Annotated in this window: 18 protein-coding genes; 9 read left to right on the forward strand and 9 right to left on the reverse strand. The window is 64.7% G+C overall.

The annotated features are described in order from the left end of the window. Nucleotides 1–103: 103 nt before the first annotated feature. Nucleotides 104–712, reverse strand: a complete 609-nt coding sequence (locus RIB52_RS03740; protein WP_350173034.1) for an HNH endonuclease — start codon at nucleotides 710–712, stop codon at nucleotides 104–106. Between the two features lie 160 nt (nucleotides 713–872). On the opposite strand from RIB52_RS03740, the gene gluQRS reads away from it, so the two are divergent. The 5 genes from gluQRS to RIB52_RS03765 all read left to right on the forward strand — a co-directional run bounded on the left by gluQRS (nucleotide 873) and on the right by RIB52_RS03765 (nucleotide 3925). Further along, nucleotides 873–1712, forward strand: a complete 840-nt coding sequence (gene gluQRS / locus RIB52_RS03745; protein WP_350173036.1) for a tRNA glutamyl-Q(34) synthetase GluQRS — start codon at nucleotides 873–875, stop codon at nucleotides 1710–1712. Between the two features lie 24 nt (nucleotides 1713–1736). After that, nucleotides 1737–1967 carry a hypothetical protein gene (locus RIB52_RS03750; RefSeq protein WP_350173038.1) on the forward strand — a complete coding sequence of 77 codons (231 nt, stop codon included), beginning with the start codon at nucleotides 1737–1739 and terminating at the stop codon, nucleotides 1965–1967. Between the two features lie 34 nt (nucleotides 1968–2001). Next, a complete protein-coding gene (locus RIB52_RS03755; protein ID WP_350173040.1) occupies nucleotides 2002–2577 on the forward strand; it encodes a cob(I)yrinic acid a,c-diamide adenosyltransferase in 576 nt (191 codons plus the stop codon). A gap of 73 nt (nucleotides 2578–2650) precedes the next feature. Then, on the forward strand, nucleotides 2651–3520 hold the full coding sequence (locus tag RIB52_RS03760) for a 3-hydroxyacyl-CoA dehydrogenase NAD-binding domain-containing protein (RefSeq protein ID WP_350173042.1): 870 nt from the start codon (nucleotides 2651–2653) through the stop codon (nucleotides 3518–3520). 81 nt (nucleotides 3521–3601) lie between these two features. Then, on the forward strand, nucleotides 3602–3925 hold the full coding sequence (locus RIB52_RS03765; RefSeq protein WP_350173044.1) for a hypothetical protein: 324 nt from the start codon (nucleotides 3602–3604) through the stop codon (nucleotides 3923–3925). Nucleotides 3926–3947: 22 nt separating this feature from the next. On the opposite strand, the gene RIB52_RS03770 is transcribed toward RIB52_RS03765, so the two are convergent. Together RIB52_RS03770 and mutS are read right to left on the reverse strand one after the other, a co-directional pair. Continuing rightward, a complete protein-coding gene (locus tag RIB52_RS03770; protein WP_350173046.1) occupies nucleotides 3948–4349 on the reverse strand; it encodes a hypothetical protein in 402 nt (133 codons plus the stop codon). 23 nt (nucleotides 4350–4372) lie between these two features. Further along, nucleotides 4373–7048 carry a DNA mismatch repair protein MutS gene (gene mutS, locus RIB52_RS03775; RefSeq protein WP_502879464.1) on the reverse strand — a complete coding sequence of 892 codons (2676 nt, stop codon included), beginning with the start codon at nucleotides 7046–7048 and terminating at the stop codon, nucleotides 4373–4375. Nucleotides 7049–7207: 159 nt separating this feature from the next. Here mutS and RIB52_RS03780 point away from each other — a divergent pair, with 159 nt between their 5' ends. Then, the gene (locus RIB52_RS03780; protein WP_350173048.1) at nucleotides 7208–9481 is read left to right on the forward strand and encodes an NADP-dependent malic enzyme; all 2274 of its coding nucleotides are present in this window, start codon (nucleotides 7208–7210) and stop codon (nucleotides 9479–9481) included. A gap of 56 nt (nucleotides 9482–9537) precedes the next feature. Here the strand turns inward: RIB52_RS03780 and RIB52_RS03785 are convergent, their stop codons facing one another. Together RIB52_RS03785 and trmB are read right to left on the reverse strand one after the other, a co-directional pair. Next, nucleotides 9538–10035 carry a ferritin-like domain-containing protein gene (locus RIB52_RS03785; protein WP_350173050.1) on the reverse strand — a complete coding sequence of 166 codons (498 nt, stop codon included), beginning with the start codon at nucleotides 10033–10035 and terminating at the stop codon, nucleotides 9538–9540. Nucleotides 10036–10181: 146 nt separating this feature from the next. Next, nucleotides 10182–10883, reverse strand: coding sequence for a tRNA (guanine(46)-N(7))-methyltransferase TrmB (trmB, locus tag RIB52_RS03790; RefSeq protein ID WP_350173052.1), 702 nt, complete (start codon nucleotides 10881–10883; stop codon nucleotides 10182–10184). Between the two features lie 146 nt (nucleotides 10884–11029). Between trmB and RIB52_RS03795 the strand changes: the two genes are divergently transcribed. Continuing rightward, a complete protein-coding gene (locus RIB52_RS03795; RefSeq protein ID WP_350173054.1) occupies nucleotides 11030–12247 on the forward strand; it encodes a mechanosensitive ion channel family protein in 1218 nt (405 codons plus the stop codon). A gap of 186 nt (nucleotides 12248–12433) precedes the next feature. On the opposite strand, the gene ctrA is transcribed toward RIB52_RS03795, so the two are convergent. The 3 genes from ctrA to lptB all read right to left on the reverse strand — a co-directional run bounded on the left by ctrA (nucleotide 12434) and on the right by lptB (nucleotide 15679). Next, on the reverse strand, nucleotides 12434–13129 hold the full coding sequence (ctrA, locus tag RIB52_RS03800) for a response regulator transcription factor CtrA (RefSeq protein ID WP_350173056.1): 696 nt from the start codon (nucleotides 13127–13129) through the stop codon (nucleotides 12434–12436). 205 nt (nucleotides 13130–13334) lie between these two features. After that, nucleotides 13335–14858, reverse strand: coding sequence for an RNA polymerase factor sigma-54 (gene rpoN / locus RIB52_RS03805; RefSeq protein WP_350173058.1), 1524 nt, complete (start codon nucleotides 14856–14858; stop codon nucleotides 13335–13337). Between the two features lie 20 nt (nucleotides 14859–14878). Continuing rightward, nucleotides 14879–15679 carry an LPS export ABC transporter ATP-binding protein gene (gene lptB / locus RIB52_RS03810; RefSeq protein ID WP_350173060.1) on the reverse strand — a complete coding sequence of 267 codons (801 nt, stop codon included), beginning with the start codon at nucleotides 15677–15679 and terminating at the stop codon, nucleotides 14879–14881. A 396-nt stretch (nucleotides 15680–16075) separates the two neighbouring features. Between lptB and RIB52_RS03815 the strand changes: the two genes are divergently transcribed. Further along, on the forward strand, nucleotides 16076–16381 hold the full coding sequence (locus RIB52_RS03815; protein WP_350173062.1) for a hypothetical protein: 306 nt from the start codon (nucleotides 16076–16078) through the stop codon (nucleotides 16379–16381). Between the two features lie 94 nt (nucleotides 16382–16475). Next, nucleotides 16476–17861: a mechanosensitive ion channel domain-containing protein gene (locus tag RIB52_RS03820; RefSeq protein ID WP_350173064.1), complete on the forward strand. Its 1386-nt coding sequence runs from the start codon at nucleotides 16476–16478 to the stop codon at nucleotides 17859–17861. A 21-nt stretch (nucleotides 17862–17882) separates the two neighbouring features. On the opposite strand, the gene ppa is transcribed toward RIB52_RS03820, so the two are convergent. Next, nucleotides 17883–18416 (reverse strand): inorganic diphosphatase, encoded by a 534-nt coding sequence (gene ppa, locus RIB52_RS03825; RefSeq protein WP_350173066.1) that lies wholly within the window; start codon nucleotides 18414–18416, stop codon nucleotides 17883–17885. Nucleotides 18417–18543 lie beyond the last annotated feature (127 nt).

Below are 18543 nucleotides of genomic sequence, written 5' to 3' on the forward strand. Positions count from 1 at the left end.
CCCCAAGTGAAGCTAGCGCCGCGCCTGCAAGTAGGAAAGCCGTCTCCTTCGCCGCAGAGGCTGTCCCCGGATGACCTTGCCCCGGCCCCGATCGGGCCGATGATCAGGCCTCGAGCTCGATGTCCCAATAGAGCCAGTCCCGCCACGTTTCGTGGAGATAGTTCGGCGGGAACAGTTTGCCGTGCTGCTGCAATTGCCAGCTTGTCGGGCGGATCGGTTTCATCCGTACCGGCATGTTGGCCTGGTTCGGCGTGCGCCCGCCCTTCTTCATGTTGCAGGGCGCGCACGCGGTTATGATGTTCTCCCACGTCGTCTTGCCGCCCAGGCGCCGCGGGATGACATGGTCGAAGGTGAGATGTTCGCCGCTCCCGCAATACTGGCACTGGAAGCGGTCGCGCAGGAACACGTTGAAGCGCGTGAAAGCGGGAAATTCGCTCTGCTTCACATATTGGCGCAGCGCAATCACGCTCGGGATCTTCATGTCGAGGCTGGGCGAATGAACCTCGCGGTCATAGCTCGCGACGATATCGACCCGGTCGAGAAACACCGCCTTGATCGCTGTCTGCCACGGCCACACGCTCAGGGGGTAATAGGACAGCGGGGTGTAATCCGCGTTCAGCACGAGAGCGGGACATGCCGACAGGTTGCGTGTCGGGTCTTCTTCGCTGCTGCGGAAGCGAGCAGCCCTTTCGATCAGTTCGGCCTGAAACACGCCGGGCGTTCCTCCCTGATTGAATGGAACATGCCGTGGCGGGGAAAAGAGTCAATGCCATGACAGACCGCTTATCCACCGCGACAAGCTGTGGGCCACCTGTGGACAAGATGTGGCCAATGCGCTCGCGATGCCCTGTTTGGTGGGGTTTCGCGACGGGATGTGGCAGAAGGCACCGGCTGTGGAAATCGTCACCCGCTTCGCTCCGAGCCCCAACGGCCCGCTCCATCTCGGCCACGCCTTTGCCGCGATCGTGGCGCATGACCGCGCGCGCGAGGCGGGCGGGCGATTCCTGCTGCGGATCGAGGACATCGATGGACCGCGCTCGCGGCCCGAACTCGCTGACACCTTCCGCCGCGATCTCGAATGGCTCGGGCTCGAATGGGAGGAGGTCCCGGCGCAATCGACCCGCCTCGAAAGCTACGAAGCCGCCACCGCGCGCCTGCGCGCGGAGGGCCTTGTCTACCCCTGCACCTGCACCCGCCGGGAGATTGCAGCTGCGGCCACCTGCGAAGGGCCGGAAGGGCCGGTCTATCCCGGCACCTGCAAGCGCGGCGCGCCCGATCCCGAGCGCCCCGCTGCACTGCGGCTCGATCTGGAAAAGGCGCTTGAGGCGACCGGAAACCTGGGTTGGGTGGACGAAATCGCGGGCGAGCAGGGCGCCGATCCGCGCGCGGGCGGCGACCCGGTGGTCGTGCGCAAGGACCTGCCCGCGAGTTACCATCTCGCGGCCACGCTCGACGATGCGGTGGACGGGGTGACCGTGGTGACGCGCGGGGCCGACCTGTTCGAGGCGACCCATGTCCACCGGCTGCTTCAGGCGTTGCTCGGCCTGCCAGTGCCGCGCTGGCACCACCATCGCCTGCTGCTCGATGAAAAGGGCCGGAAACTGGCGAAACGCCGGGGTTCGCCGGCGCTTTCGGACCGCCGTGAAGCGGGCGAGGACGGATTGATGCTTGCGAGGCAATTGCGCTTGCAGCATTTGCCGTCTGGAACCTGACCGCAGAAAGGCCATTTTGCACTCATGGCATACATTCTCGTCCCCGCGCTCGTCATCCTGTGCATCATGGTCCTCGTTTCCCTGATCCGCGGGATCGTGGCCTTTCTGAAGACCACCAAGATCGATCTCGAATCGGGCGAGGGCGAAACCGCGACCGACATGCAACTCGCCCAGAACAAGGCGATGTTCGCTCGGATCAAGTACCAGGCGCTGGCGATCGTGGTGGTCGCGATCATTCTCGCGGTCGCGCGCTAGACGCGGGGACGCAGAGCGCATAGACGATGCGCCCATGGTCAAGCTCAACCGCATCTACACCCGCACCGGCGACGACGGCACGACCGGGCTTGTCGACGGCTCCCGCCTTCCCAAGCATTCGGTTCGCATCGAGGCGATCGGCATGGTCGACGAGGCAAACAGCGCGATCGGCCTTGCTATCTGCGCGATTGCCGACGACGCGCATCGCGCCCTGCTGACACGCGTCCAAAACGACCTGTTCGACCTTGGTGCCGATCTCGCCACTCCGGCCGAGGACGGCGATTTCGCGCCGTCCGAAATGGTGCTGCGCATGGTGCCTGCACAGGCCGAATGGATCGAGACGCAGATCGACGCGCTAAATGAAAGCCTCGAACCGCTCACCAGTTTCGTCCTGCCCGGCGGCAGCGAAGCGGCGGCCCGGGTCCATGTCGCGCGTGCGACGACCCGCGCCGCGGAACGCGCCATGACCGCGCTTGCCGGGGAAAGCCCCGTCAACCCGGCGGCCAGCGCCTATATCAATCGGCTGTCCGATCTCCTGTTCGTCCTCGCACGGGTGCTCAATGACGGCGGCGCTTCCGACGTGAAGTGGGTTCCGGGCGCGAACCGGTAGCTATCCGCTGGCCTTTGCGTGCGGCTGGCGCTAACAGGCGCGCCAATATTGCTGCACTTGCGAAGGAAAAGAAATGCGCAACATCGCCGTCATCGGGGCCGGGCAGATGGGAACCGGGATCGCCCAGACCGTCGCCCAGCACAAAATGAAGGTCATGCTCGCCGATGTCGACCTCGAACGGGCGGAGGCGGGCAAGGCCAATATCGAGAAGGCGGTGACCAAGCTCGTCGGGCGCGGCAAGATCGAGGCGGACGAGGCCGAGGCGCTGCTTGCACGCATCACGCCGGTTCCCGATTACACCCCGATGGAAAGCGCCGACCTCATCATCGAGGCGGCTACCGAGAAGGAAGAGATCAAGCAGGCGATCTTCGAGAACGCGAGCAGGGTGCTCGGCCAGGGCGCGATCATGGCGAGCAATACCAGTTCGATCCCGATCACCCGCATGGCCAACCATTCGCCCGATCCCGAACGCTTCATCGGGCTGCATTTCTTCAATCCCGTGCCCGTGATGGGCCTGATCGAGGTCATTCCGGGCCTGGCCACCTCGCAGGATACGACCGACGCCGTCACCGCCTTCGCCCGCGGGCTGGGCAAGGAAGTGGTGCTCTCGCAGGACGAGCCGGGCTTCGTCGTCAACCGCATCCTCCTGCCGATGATCAACGAGGCGGTCTTCGTGCTAGGCCAGTCCACGGCGGGGATCGAGGACATCGACAAGGGGTGCAGGCTGGGTCTCAATCACCCGATGGGGCCGTTGCAACTGGCCGATTTCGTCGGGCTCGACACCTGCCTCGACATCATCAAGGTGCTCTACAAGACCACCCGCGACAGCAAGTACCGGCCTGCGCCGTTGCTGGTGAAATATGTCGAAGCCGGCTGGCTCGGGCGCAAGACCGGGCGCGGCTTCTACGATTACAGCGGCGAGGCGCCAGTTCCCACCAGGTGACGTCCCGACGCGCTGAGGCGGCAGAAAGTGGCGGAACATCGCCCCCTTCCGGCCCGTTGGTCTGGCAAAGGAGATCTTTGCATGACCGAACGGAAGAACCCCGTCAGCCAGGAACAGCGCCAGTCGGGCCTCGCGCCTGAGACGCACAATGACGAACAGGACGACCATCGCCAGCAAGCCCAGGAAGTCGCCAGCGAAGCGCAGTCGGACAAAAGCGACCAGCCCGGCGGGACCGAAAGCCGCAAGGCGCCGTCGCCCGGGGTCGACAATGTCGCCGGCAACGAACGCGACATGATCGACGAGATGCGCGCGATGGAAGAAAAGGGCCGGATCGACCATTCCGCCTATGCGGGCGAGCCCAATCACGACGACAACACCGGAAAGTATGACGGCAAGGAAAGCTGACCGCCTCGACTGCGCAATGCGTTCAGTACCCTTCGGGGTATTCGCCGTTCAGTGAGCCATCGCCCTCGACGATGACGTAATCCTCGTCCACCGGCTCTGTCGGCAGGACGGGCGAGGGATCGAACCCCTTCGCGTCGTCGAGCGGCTCGCCGGGCTCGACATCGTCATAGGGGGTATCGTACCAGCCATCGGGAGTTTCCGAATACGCGCCGTTGGCGCTGTCTTGGGTGGCGGGTTCAGGCTCTTGCTCCACCGTATCGGTCCCATAGTCCGCTGCGCCGTACTCCGCTTCGGCATAGTCTGCCGTGTCGTCGGAGTTCTCGCTCACGCCGTCAAAATTGGCGGCGACGAAGCCTGCGCCGACCGAAACGACGGCGGCGAAAGCGAGTGCTGTCCTGATATTGACGAAACCGTTGCGGGGCATCGGGATGACCTATCGCAGCGGGATTAAGGTTTGGTGGCCGCCGCCTCGCGCTTGAGATCATAGAGCAGGTCGAGCGCCTCGCGCGGGGAAAGCGCATCGACGTCGATCTCTCGCAGCCGCTCGGCCAGTCGATCCTCGGGCGCTACTTCGACTTGCGCGCTCGCCGCTGCGAACAGTGGCAGTTCTCCAAGCCCGGCGGCGAGCCCCCCGGTTTCGCTGCGCGCCTGTTCGAGCTTGCCGAGCACCTGCTCGGCGCGCGCCACCACGTCGGTCGGCACCCCGGCGAGCTTGGCGACGGCAAGGCCGTAGCTGCGATCCGCCGGACCCTCCGCCAGTTCGTGGAGCAGGACGAGATCGCCCTTCCATTCGCGAGCGCGCACATGGTGGAGCGAGAGTTCGGGACAGCTTTCGGCCAGCCGGGCAAGCTCGTGGTAATGGGTTGCGAACAAGCAGCGGCAGCCGATCCGCGAATGCACCGCCTCGACGACCGCCCAGGCCAGAGCCAGCCCGTCATAGGTCGAGGTGCCGCGCCCGACTTCGTCGAGGATGACGAAACTGCGCTCGCCCGCTTGCGCCAGGATCGCGGCGGTTTCGACCATCTCCACCATGAAGGTCGAACGTCCCCGCGCGAGATTGTCGGCAGCCCCGACCCGGCTGAACAGGCGGTCGACGAGGCCGATCCGGGCCGATGACGCGGGGACGAAGCAGCCTGCCTGCGCCATCACCACGATCAGTGCGTTCTGGCGCAGGAAGGTCGACTTGCCGCCCATGTTCGGCCCGCCGATCAGCCATAGACGGTCCAGCGCCGAAAGCGCGCAGTCATTGGCGACGAAGCGTTCTCCCGCCTTGGCGAGCGCTGCCTCGACCACCGGGTGCCGGCCCGCGCGGATATCGAGTACCGGGTCCTCCTCGATTGAAGGCCGACACCATTCGCCTTCGGCCGCGCGCTCGGCATTGCCCGCCGCGACGTCGAGCCGGGCGAGCGCGGCGGCCGCCCCCGCGATTTTCTCGCGCGCTTCGATGACATGGCCGACGAGTTCCTCGAAATGCGCCTCCTCTGCCGCCAGCGCCCGGCCGCCCGCTTCGGCGATGCGCGAGGCTTCTTCGTGCAGGGCGAGCGAATTGAAGCGCACCGCGTCCTTCATCGTCTGGCGGTGGGTGAAGCCGCTGTCGGGGGCCATGAAGCGATCGGCGTGACGCGCGGGCACCTCGATGAAATAGCCGAGCACGCCGTTATGCTTGATCTTGAGCGAAGGCGTTCCGGTTTCCTCGCGATAGCGTGCCTCCATCGCCGCGATAGCCTTGCGCGCATTGCCCGATGTCTCGCGCAATTCATCAAGCGAGGCATCATAGCCGCCTGCGATATAGCCGCCATTGCCACGCTCGGTCGGGGGCGATGCGACGAGCGCGTGCGACAGCAGGTCGATCAGTACGTCATGGCCCGTAAGCGCGGGCAGCAGCCGCTCCAGCAGGGTCGGGCGGTCCGTTGCCTCGCCCAGCCAGTCATGCAGCCGCGCCGCTTCGACCAGCCCGTCGCGCACCTGCCCCAGATCGCGCGGGCTCCCCCGCCCGGCCGCGATGCGCCCGAGCGCGCGGCCGATATCCGGCAGCGCACGCATTGCATCGCGCAAGGCGGCCCGCTCGATCGGGCGGTCAAGCCAGAACTGGACGAGCGCAAGGCGCGCCTCGATCTCCTCGCGGTCCAGCAACGGAGCCGACAGGTCCTCCGCCAGCAGGCGGGAGCCCGCCCCGGTCGAACAGCGATCGAGCGCGGCCGCGAGGCTCCCGCCGCGCCCGCCGTTGCTGCCGGCGAGGATTTCGAGGCTGGTGCGTGTCGCCTCGTCCATTGCCAGCCCCGCATGCCCGGCGCGCCTTATCGGAGGCAGCAGGAGCGGCAGACGTCCGCGCCCGGCATGCTCAAGATAGGCGATCAGTCCCCCCGCTGCCGCGAGCATCACGCGGCTGAAATCTCCGAACCCGTCGAGCGTCGAAACCCCGTGGACGCGCCGCAGGGCTTCTGCGCCGCCATCGCTCGAAAAGGCGCTCTTTGCGTGAAAGGCCGCTTCCTCGAGCCCCGGCTCATGCGCGAAGGCGAAATCTTCCGGGATCACGATTTCGCTTGGTGCGATCCGGGCGAGTTCCGCTCCGAGCATGTCTGGCGCGCATTCCTCGAGCACCATGCGCCCGGTCGAGATATCGGCGCTGGCGATCCCTATGGTGTCCCGGATCTCGGCAAGCGCGATCAGCAGGTTCGCCCGGCGCGGTTCGAGCAGCGCCTCCTCGGTCAACGTGCCCGCCGTCACGAAACGGACGATGTCCCGCTTCACCAGCACTTTCGAGGATGGCGTGCCCTCGCGCTTCGCCCGCGCTTTCGCCTCCTCGGGGGTTTCGACTTGCTCGGCGATCGCGACCTTGCAACCTGCCTTGATCAGCCGCGCAAGATAGTTTTCCGCCGAATGCACGGGAACGCCGCACATCGGCACCGGCTCGCCGGCATGTTCGCCGCGCGTGGTCAGCGCGATGTCGAGCACTTGCGCGGCCTGCCTCGCATCGTCGAAGAACAGCTCGAAGAAATCGCCCATCCTGTAGAACAGCAGCGATGCGCCCGCCTCTTCTTTGAGCGCGAGATATTGCTCCATCATCGGCGTGGGTTTGCCCCGGGGCTTACCGGCGGCTGTCGAGGCTGTCCTTGCTGCCATGGACTCCCGACTAGCATCGCACCGACGATCCGTAACGAGGCGGTGCCGGGCTTTCCCCTGTTCCATGGCCCTAGCGGGCCATAAGAGCCTATCGTTTGTCATTCTGCCGGGCTAAGCGGCTGTCGAGCACAGGGCATGGGCAGTTGAAGGAATAGCGGCATGGCTGACGAACCGACGGGCGGGCCGAAGGGCGGGTTCACCACGCGCGAGGCGTTGTTCTATCATGAGACGATCCGGCCGGGTAAGCTGGAGATCGTCGCGACCAAGCCGATGACCTCGCAGCGCGATCTCAGCCTCGCTTACTCGCCAGGTGTCGCTGCCCCGGTCGAGGCGATTGCGCAGGATCCCAGGCTCGCGGCGCGCTACACCGCCAAGGCGAATCTCGTCGCGGTGATCTCCAATGGGTCGGCGATCCTCGGTCTCGGCAATCTCGGCGCGCTCGCTTCCAAGCCGGTGATGGAAGGCAAGGCGGTGCTGTTCAAGCGTTTCGCCGATGTCGATTCGATCGATATCGAACTCGCGACCGAGGACCCCGACAAGTTCATCGAGGCGGTGGCGCTGATGGAGCCGACCTTCGGCGGCATTAATCTCGAGGACATCAAGGCGCCCGAGTGCTTCATTATCGAAGCGGCCCTGCGCGAGCGCATGAACATTCCGATCATGCATGACGACCAGCACGGCACCGCGATCATCACCGCGGCGGGCCTCCTCAATGCGTGCCATTTGACGAACCGCGACATCAAGGACGTGAAAGTCGTCGTGAACGGCGCCGGTGCGGCAGCGATCGCCTGCACCGCGCTCATCAAGGCGATGGGAGTCGCGCCCGACAACGTCATCATGTGCGATCGGTCCGGCCCGATTACTCCCGACCGTGAGAAAATCGACCAGTGGAAGAGCGCGCATGCGACCGCCACCGATGCGAAGGACCTCGAAGAAGCGCTCGACGGGGCGGATATCTTTCTCGGCCTGTCCGCAGCGGGCGCGCTCAAGCCCGAATGGGTCGAGAAGATGGCCGACAAGCCGATCATCTTCGCCATGGCGAATCCCGTGCCCGAAATCATGCCGGACGAAGCCAAGCAAGTCCGCCCCGACGCGATCATCGCCACGGGCCGGAGCGATTTTCCGAACCAGGTCAACAACGTGCTCGGCTTCCCCTTCATCTTTCGCGGCGCGCTCGACGTGCAGGCGACGACGATCAACGAGGAGATGAAAGTCGCCGCCGCCGAGGCCATCGCGAAGCTTGCGCGCGAACGCGTGCCCGAGGAAGTCGCCGCCGCCTATGGCAAGAACCACAAGTTCGGGACCGACTACATCATCCCCGCACCCTTCGATCCCCGCCTGATCGAGGTCGTTTCCTCGGCGGTCGCCAAGGCGGCGATGGATTCGGGCGTGGCGCAGGCGCGAATCGAGGATTTCGAGGCCTATCGCATCAAGTTGCGCTCGCGGCTCAATCCGACGACCGCAGTCCTCAGCGGTGTCTATAACGAGGCCAAGGAGAACCCGAAGCGCATGGTCTTCGCCGAAGCCGAAGAGGAGGTCGTGTTGCGCGCCGCGATCCAGTTCCGCGATTTCGGATATGGCATGCCGATCCTCGTCGGGCGGACCAAGGCGGTGCTCGACAAACTGCACCAGCTTTCGGTTTCCGATCCCGGCAGTTTCGAGATCCAGAACTCGGCCGACAGCGAGCACGTGCCCGCCATGGTCGACTATCTCTACAAGCGGCTCCAGCGGCGCGGTTATACCGAACGCGACGTGCGTCGGATGGTCAACCAGGAGCGCAACGTCTTCGCCGCGCTGCTGGTCGCGCTCGGCCATGGCGACGGGATGATCTCGGGGCTTACCCGGACCTTCGCCCAGACCGTGCGCGAGGTGAACATGGTGCTCGACCGCAAGCCCGGCGCGCTGCCGTTCGGCGTTCACATGATGATCGGCAAGAACCACACCACCTTCCTGGCCGACACGACCATGAATGAGCGGCCGACGGCCGAGGAGCTTGCCCATATCGCACGCGAAACCGCCGCCGTCGCGCGCCGAATGGGCCACGAGCCGCGTGTCGCGTTCCTGTCCTATTCGACGTTCGGCAATCCGTCGGGGCAATGGCTGGGCAACATCCGCGAGGCCGTCTCGATCCTCGACCGCGAGGATCCCGGCTTCGAATATGAAGGCGAGATGGCGCCCGATGCCGCGCTCAATCCGACCGTGATGAAGCTCTATCCCTTCAGCCGCCTGTCCGCGCCCGCCAACGTGTTGATCATGCCCGGCCTTCAGTCGGCAAACCTTTCGGCCAAGATGCTGCGCGAACTCGGCGCGAACACGACCGTCGGGCCGATGCTGATCGGGATGGAAAAGCCGGTCCAGATCGCGCCGATGACCGCGCTCACCCCGGACGTCCTGACGCTCTCGGTGCTGGCAAGCGCGGGCGTCGTCGGCTGACACGAAAAGGGCCCGACCGAAAGGCCGGGCCCGCTTCCAATCGATTTCGCGCGAGATCAGGCGGCCGCTGCCGGGTTCACTTCGCGCCGGGCGATCTTGTTCATCCGGGTGTCGCCGTCATAGGTTTCATCGAGGCACTTGCCGATGGTCGCCGCGTCGTCATTGAGGCCAAGGCGCTTGGCAAAGGCCTGTGCGGTGCCGTATCCGGCGATGCCGTAATGGACCATCCGCTGGTATTGCGTGATGATCGACGCATCGCGCACGTCCTTGTCGTCGATGTTCGCGTCGATCGCGTGGGCATTGGCTTCCTTGACGAGGCCTTCCATGCCCTTGCAATGTTCGCCGGTGGGATCGGCATCGTGGCCTTCGATGAGAGCCTTGACCTGCTTCATGCCGTCTTCGATCCCTTTCAAGCCGTCATCCAGCGCGGCCTTGAGGTCGCTTTCGCTCGCCTTGTCGCGCATCTTCTTCGTCGCTTCGAGCGACTGACGGTTGGCGCTGTAGATATCCTGCAACTGGTCTATGTAGAGTTCGCGGAGGGTGGTGATAGCCATATGCTTGCCTTCCTTTCGATCGGTATTCACCCAACCGACGGTCGAAGCCCGGCTCTCGTTCCGAAAAACCGTGTTTTTACCGATGCTTGCGCGTTCGCTGATGGCTCAGCTGCGATGAAGCGAGATTGCGGCGCCTGTGCCCTGTGTCAAAGCCTGCGGAAGCGGAAATACCACACTTCGTGACCGAACTTCTCGCGCGCCTTCTGTTCGTAGCGCGTCTCGCACCAGCCCGAGGGGCGGTTCTGCCAGCTCGAAGGGCCTTCCACGACCCACTCGAAGCGATCGGTGTGGCGCTGCATCACCATCAGCGCATGGCGCAGGTAGACGGCGTGATCGGTCCCGAAACGCAGCTCGCCGCCGGCCTTCAGCTTGTCGGCGAACAGCGCGACCGGCCCGTCGTTCATCATCCGTCGCTTCGCATGCCGCGCCTTGGGCCAGGGGTCTGGGTGGAGAAGGTAGATCATGGTCAGCGCCCCGTCGGGCACGCGGCCAAGCACTTCCAGCGCATCTCCGTGATGCAGGCGGACATTGGCGAGCCGCTGCTGCTCGACATGGGTCAGCGCCTGCGCCACCCCGTTGAGAAAGGGCTCGGCCCCGATGAAGCCGTGGTTCGGCAACAGGTCGGCGCGATAGGCGAGGTGTTCGCCGCCGCCGAAACCGATTTCAAAATGCAGCGGACAAGCCTCGCCGAACAGCCGCTCGGCCGTCACCGGGCCTTCGTCAGGCACGGCGATCTTGGGCAGGAGATTGTCGACCAGCCCCTGCTGGCGCGCGCGCAGGGGCTTGCCCACCGAACGGCCATAAAGCCGACTCAATGTCGTGGGATCGCCTTCCTTGTATGCCGTCATGCCCGTGCTTTCGTCATCGGGCCGCGCGCTAGGGCGGGGGACGGGCGCTTGTCCAGTCCCCTTGGCGCGGCACCCGCGCGCTTGCGCCGGGCAATCCCGCCACAAGGCTTGAGCATTGTGCCCCTGTGCCGCTATCGCGTCCGGCAATGAATGATCTCCTGACCAATTTCGAGGAACAGGCGCTGTGGGTGCAGTCGCTGATCGGCCTCGTGCTGCTCGCGCTCGCCGCGCTCGCGGCCAATTTCCTGCTCAAGAAGGTGATCCTGCGCGCCGCGGCGCCTTTCCTCGACAAGCAGACCGATACTTCCGACAAGGCCGCCGCCTGGCTCGCAACCGTAATCCCGCTGCTGATCGTCTCTCGCGGTATCGATTTCGTCCGGCACCTGAACGACGACCTGCGCACCGTCATCGCCAATCTGGCGCAGGGGCTTATCGTTCTTTCGATCGCAATGGCGATCGTCAAGGCGCTGACCTACGCCAACGAGGTCTACGAGCGCCGCCCGATCTCGAAGAACCGGCCGATCAAGGGATACCTCCAGGTGCTCAAGATCGTGGTCCTGTGCGGGGCTGCGATCATCGTCATTTCGGTGCTGATCGGAGAGTCGCCGCTCGTCCTGCTGGGCGGGCTCGGTGCGATGGCCGCAGTGATCCTGCTGGTGTTCAAGGACACCATCCTCAGCCTCGTTGCCAGCGTCCAGCTGTCCTCGAACGACATGCTGCGGGTGGGCGACTGGATCCAGATGCCCAGCATGAACGCGGACGGTGACGTGATCGACATCGCGCTGCACACGGTGAAGGTCCAGAACTTCGACAAGACGATCACCACGATCCCGACCCACCGCCTGATTTCGGATGCCTTCATCAATTGGCGCGGGATGACGGACAGCGGCGGACGGCGGATCAAGCGGGCGGTCCATCTCGACCAGAACACGATCCGATTCCTCGGCGAGGAAGAGATCGAGCAGCTCTCGCGCTTCCGGCTGATCAAGCCCTATCTCGACGCCAAGCGCGCCGAACTTGCCGAATGGAACGCGCGAACGTTGTCCGACGGCGACGATTTCGTCAATGCGCGGCGGATCACCAATATCGGCACGCTGCGGGCCTATGCGGTCGCCTACATGAAGGATCATCCGCGCGTCAGCGACAAGGGCTTCACCCTGATGGCACGCCAGCTCGCCCCTACGCCGCAAGGCGTGCCGCTCGAACTTTACTGCTTTGCCGCCAGCACGGAATGGCCGGTCTACGAGGCAATCCAGTCCGACATATTCGACCATATCCTCGCGATCATTCCCGAATTCGGCCTGCGCGTTTTCCAGGAGCCTTCGGGGCTCGATCTTGCGCAGGGCCTGCAGGGGCGGGAATAGGTGCCAGGGCAAGCGCTCCGGGCGCGCGGCGGTTCTTGCTGATTGTCCGTGCGCGTCGGGCTCGCGGTGCGGAGAAGGGCGACCTTGACGGCGCTCCAATGCGGACGCGCCGAAAAGCGTTTGGCATGAAAAAGGCCTCCGATGCTCATGCAGTCCGGAGGCCTTTTTACAGGAACGTGAAGTGGATCATGCGGCTTCGGCCTCGTCGTTCGGGTCGCGCAGAACATAGCCGCGACCCCAGACGGTCTCGATGTAGTTCTCGCCGCCGCAGGCATGGGAGAGCTTCTTGCGAAGCTTGCAGATGAACACGTCGATTATCTTGAGTTCGGGTTCGTCCATGCCGCCATAGAGGTGGTTGAGGAACATTTCCTTGGTCAGCGTCGTGCCCTTGCGCAAGCTGAGCAGCTCGAGCATCGCATATTCCTTGCCCGTCAGGTGGACCCGCGCCCCGTCCACTTCGACCGTCTTGGCGTCGAGGTTCACGGCCAGCTTGCCGGTGCGGATGATCGACTGGCTGTGGCCCTTCGATCGGCGCACGACAGCGTGGATGCGGGCGACCAGCTCCTCGCGGTGGAACGGCTTGGTCACGTAATCGTCCGCGCCGAAGCCGAAGCTGCGGATCTTCGAATCCATTTCGGCGATGCCCGACAGGATAAGAACCGGGGTCTGGACCTTGGCGACACGCAGCTTCTTGAGCACGTCATAGCCGTGCATGTCGGGCAGATTCAGGTCCAGCAGGATGATGTCGTAATCATACAGCTTGCCCAGATCGAGGCCTTCCTCGCCCAGGTCGGTCGAATAGACATTGAACCCCTCGGTCGTGAGCATCAGCTCGATGGCCTTCGCGGTGGTCGGCTCATCCTCGATCAGAAGCACTCGCATTTCCGGTCCCCTGCTTGCCCCATAATGGTGGACTTGGTGTGCGCGGTAACGCCTCGCTAAGAGGTGCTGCCCTTCATTAACCACACAACATCTGAAGGGAAAAGGTTAATAACACGTAAAGCAGCGCGCCTTCAAAAGCGGCGCGGGAGCTTAAAGACCGGCGAATGCCCGGCAAGCGGCGCTTGCCTGCAGGCGCTGCGCGGCCTCAGCTGATGCCCTCCAGCTTCTTGGCCCGGCGGCGCTGCGCGCTCGAGCCGATCCCGATCGCTTCGCGGTATTTCGCGACGGTCCGGCGCGCTAGGTCGAAGCCTTCCCCCCGAAGCAGGTCGACCAGCTTCTGGTCGGAAAGCACCTTCTTGGGGTCCTCGGCATCGACCAGCGCGCGGATACGGGCCTTGATGGCTTCGGAGGAGGCCCCTTCGCCGTCACTCGAGCCGACCCCGCTGGAAAAGAAATACTTGAGTTCGAAGCAACCGCGTTCGCAGGCGAGATATTTGTTGCTGGTTACCCGGCTGACAGTGCTTTCGTGCATCTCGATCGCCTCGGCCACCTCGCGCAGGGTCAGCGGGCGCAGTTCGGATACGCCATGGCGGAAGAAGCCCTCCTGCCGCCTTACGATTTCGCCCGCGGTCTTGAGAATCGTCTTCTGCCGTTGGTCGAGCGCTCGGATCAGCCAGTTCGCATCGGCGAGTTTCTCCTTGAGCCAGCCCTGCGCGTCCCCGTCGGGCGCGGCCGCGCTGATCTCGAGATAATAGCTGCGGTTGACCACGAGGCGCGGCAACGTGTCCTCGTTGATCGCGATATCCCATCCGCCGGCCGCGTTTGCCGTAAGGATGACGTCGGGTACGATCGTGTCCACCCGCGAGGGGGCGAAGGTGAGGCCGGGCCTTGGGTCGTAGCCGCGCAGTTCGCGCAGCATCTCGGCGAAGTCTTCCTCATCCACTGCGCACATGCGCCTGAGGCGAGCGATTTCCCCGCGGGCGAGAAGGTCGAGATTGTCGATCAGCTTCGCCATGCACGGATCGTGACGATCGGCCTCGCGCGCCTGTATCGCCAGGCATTCGGCGAGGGTGCGCGCACCGACCCCGGCCGGGTCGAGCGACTGGAGGAGAGCCAGCGCCTCCTCGACGGCCTTGCGCCCCGCCCCGAGGTCATGGGCGATGTCGTCGAGGTCGAAGGCGAGATAGCCGGCCTCGTCGAGCAGGCCGACGAGGTGGCGGGCGATGAAGGCCTGCTGTTCGTTTTGCGAGGACGGACCGATTTGTGCCAACAGGTGCTCGCCCAAGGTCGCATCGGTTGCGCCGAGCTGTTCGAAGTCGGGCTGGTCCTCGAGGCTTCCGGCGCCCGGCGCGGCGAGTGCGCCGCCCCAATCGCCGCTTTCGATATCGCCGCCTTCCCGGTCGCCGCGAGCCCCGTCCCCGGTGTCGCGATCATGGTCGAGCGAAGACGGATCGAGATCGAGCGGGGCATCGCCTTCGCCTTCGCCCGCAGCGATCAGGCGGTCGCTTTCGAATTCCGCGCGCGGGATGTCGTCCGCTTCGCCCGAACCGGCATCGTCCTCACGCTCCGAGGTCCCGGCCTCGAGCAGAGGATTCGCCTCGAGCGCCTCGCCGATATAGCTTTCGAGTTCGAGATTAGACGCCGCCAGCAACTTGATCGCCTGCTGCAGCTGCGGCGTCATGACCAGCGATTGTGATTGCCTGAGGTCGAGACGCGGACCCAGAGCCATGGCCTATCTCCGCGCCCGCGTCACAGCGTGAAGCTCTCGCCGAGATAGAGCCTGCGCACATTCTCGTCGGCGACCAGCTCCTGTGGACTCCCGGCGAACAGCACCTGCCCTCCATAGATGATGCAGGCGCGGTCGACGATGTCGAGTGTCTCGCGGACATTGTGGTCGGTGATGAGCACGCCGATGCCGCGCCCTTTCAGGTCCTTCACGAGATCGCGGATATCGTTGATCGAAAGCGGATCGATCCCGGCGAAAGGTTCGTCGAGCAGCATGATCGACGGTTTCGCCGCAAGCGCGCGGGCGATTTCGCAGCGCCTGCGCTCACCTCCCGAGAGTGCCATGGCCGGCGCGTCGCGCAGCCGCACGAGGCCGAATTCGCCAAGCAGTCGTTCGAGTTCGGCGGCGCGCGTGTCCCGGTCCGGCTCGACCAGTTCGAGCACGGCATTGATGTTCTGTTCTACCGTGAGGCCGCGAAAGATGCTGGTTTCCTGCGGCAAATAGCCGAGCCCGAGGATCGCGCGGCGATACATCGGCAGCTTGGTCACGTCCTCCCCGTCCATCAGGATGCGGCCCGAATCGGGTTTCACCAGACCCATGATCGAATAAAAGCAGGTCGTCTTGCCCGCCCCGTTCGGGCCGAGCAGGCCGAGCACCTCGCCTTTCGCTACGGTCAAAGAGATGTCGGTGAGAACGGCGCGCTTGTCGTAGCTCTTGGCGATCGAAATCACTTCAAGACCGCCTTCTACCGAGGCAGTCCCGGCTTCCCCGGATTCGCCGACGGCGTCTGCTGCGGCATCCTCGATCGCGGATGAGTCGTCCATACCGAAGTGCCTTAGCATCCATGACGGGTCATGAAAGGGCATCGACCGCGAATTTGGCAGGATTTTTGCTTGCAATGGTCCGGTCAGTCTCTTTCCAGGCGTGGCCGGGGACGACCGTCCGCCGAACCCGTGCTACCTTGCATATCGGCACATCCGGGCAAATCCGGCAAAATCCGGAGCTTACCTCAAGGCTGGTGCGCTGGACGCAACTTTATTTCGGTTTGGTTACTGTCCTTGCAACAAGGCGGTCATTCTGTGATACTGTCGGCGACGGAGATTGATCGGGGATCGACCATGAACGAGACATCGCACGACGGGCATCGCACTGCAGGCCGTAGCGCTGCGGCTCCTTACAGGCGGCGCGACGGGTCGGGTCCGCGTGACTGGCGCCGAGCCATGAGCGATCATGTCGCTTACGCCTTGCTCGTCTATACCGGGCTCCAGATTTTCATGGTGGTCAAGGCATTGAACGAGGGCGGATCGGGACTGCTGCCCTATGCCGCGCTGGTCATCCTCGTCGCCGGCATAATCCCCGCCTGCCGCTGGTTCGAAAAGCGCTGGTCGGACCTGTCCGACGGCGAAGCGATCGATCCGGCCCATGCCTCCGCCTTCCGCCGTGACGCCGCCGCACTCTGGCTGCTCGCGATCGGCCTGCCGGTGGCCCTGACCATTGTGATCAAGGCGTTTTTCGCGATCTTCTGACCCCGGCGCCGTGCCGCGCGGGCAGGCCTTTCGCATAGCATTACGTGCTGTATGGTTTCCCGCGTTACGGCAAGCGGGGAGGGGAGACGTGATCGTGCTGCGTTTTCTGGCGGTCCTCCTCGCCGCGCTCCTCGCCGTTCCGGCCGGTCCCGCGCTTGCCGGCCCGGCTCCCGTCGCTGGGGCGGATTCCCCCGCTTCGCAGGCCCCGTCCGAGCCGGTCCCCGCCATCGCGCAGGAACAGGACGCGGCGGACAACAGCCGAATCGAAGCGCGAATCACGGGCATCTTTTCCGAACTTCCGCAATTCGGGACCGTGACCGTCTCGGTGCGCGAGGGCGTCGTCACTCTCGAGGGCACACTCCCCGATGCCGAAACGATCGCGCGGGCCGAGGCGATCGCCGGGCGGGTCTCGGGCGTCGCTACGGTCGAGAACCGGATCAGACGCGACCTCTCGATCGAGCGCAATCTTTCCATCATCGGACAGGCTGCGCAGATCGGTGCGGATGCGCTTGCCGTCCTGCCTCTGCTTGCGGTTGCGGCGGTGATCGCGGCCTTGGTCGGCGGCTTCGGCTATTTGCTTGCAAGCTTCGGCTTCCTCTGGGACCGGGTCGCGCCCAACGCCTTTCTCGCAGAACTGATCCGCACCGCAGTCCGTTTCGGCTTCGTGGTCGGCGGGCTGGTCATCGCGCTCGACCTGCTTGGCGCGGGCGCGCTGCTCGGCGCGCTTCTCGGGGGTGCAGGGGTGATCGGGATCGCGCTCGGCTTTGCCATGCGCGATACGGTCGAGAACTACGTCGCCTCGCTCATGTTGAGCCTGCGCCAGCCTTTCCGCCCCAACGATCACGTGCTCATCGAGGATTTCGAGGGCCGGGTGATCCGCCTGACGAGCCGCGCGACGATCCTCATGACGCTGGACGGCAATCACCTTCGCATTCCCAACTCGCAGGTCTTCAAGGCCGTGATTCTCAATTACACCCGCAACCCGCAGCGGCGCTTCGATTTCGAACTGGGGGTCGATGCCGACGACGATCCGAGAGCGGCGATGGCGTTGGGGATCGAGGTGCTGGGCGCGCCCAGCTTCGTACTCGACAATCCGGCTCCGAGTGCGCGGATCGTGAATGTCGGCGATTCGAACATCCTGATCCAGTTCTTCGGCTGGATCGACCAGCGCGAGGCGGACTGGTTCAAGTCGCGCAGCCTCGCCATCGCAGGCGTGAAGGACGCGCTCGAGGAAGCGGGATTCGCGCTGCCCGAGCCGATTTACCGCCTGCGATTCGACGGGCGCACCGATCCACTCCCGATCGGCAGGAGCGCGCAGCGATCCGATGCGACCGGCAAGCCCCGCAAGGGCCAGCCGGCCACCGCCCGGGCGCAGGACACCTGTCCCGAAAGCGAGATCAGCGATCTCGTCGAAGCCGAGCGCCGCAGCGACCCGGCGGGCAGCCGCGATCTGCTGGACGCGGGGCGCCCGGTCGAGTGAGCGCCGCCGCGACTGCGGACCTTATCCGCCGTTCTTCGCTCGCTCGATCGCTTCCGTCACGATCTGGCGAGCTTCCGCACGATTGCCCCAGTTGCCGACCCGCACCCATTTCTCCTTTTCGAGGTCCTTGTAGTGGGTGAAGAAGTGCTCGATCTGCTGGAAAATGATCGCCGGCAGGTCCTTGGTCTCGCCGACATCGGAATAATAGGGGAAGGTCGTGTCGACCGGCACGCAGACGAGCTTTTCGTCCCCGCCATGCTCGTCCTCGAGGTTGAGCACGCCGATCGGGCGGGCGCTCACGACGCAGCCCGGGATGAAGGGCGAGCGCGAGATCACCAGCGCATCGAGCGGGTCGCCATCGGGCGAGAGCGTGTGGGGCACGAAGCCGTAATTGGCCGGATAGCGCATTGGGGTGTGCAGGATGCGATCGACGAACAGCGCGCCCGATTCCTTGTCGAATTCGTACTTCACCGGCTCTCCGCCCGTGGGCACTTCGATGATGACGTTGAGGTCATCCGGGGGATTGCTGCCGGTCGGGATCTTGTCGATGCGCATGAATGCTGTCCTGTCCTTCGCTTGAATGAGCCGCCGGTCCCCCTCTCCCCCGAGGCCAGCGCTGCGAGCCGATAGCCCGCTCTCGATATTGCGGCAACCGGAAGTCTCGCCTAATCGCGCCGGCAGG

Origin of the sequence: Erythrobacter sp. (genome assembly GCF_040217515.1) — a bacterium.
Lineage (GTDB): Bacteria > Pseudomonadota > Alphaproteobacteria > Sphingomonadales > Sphingomonadaceae > Erythrobacter.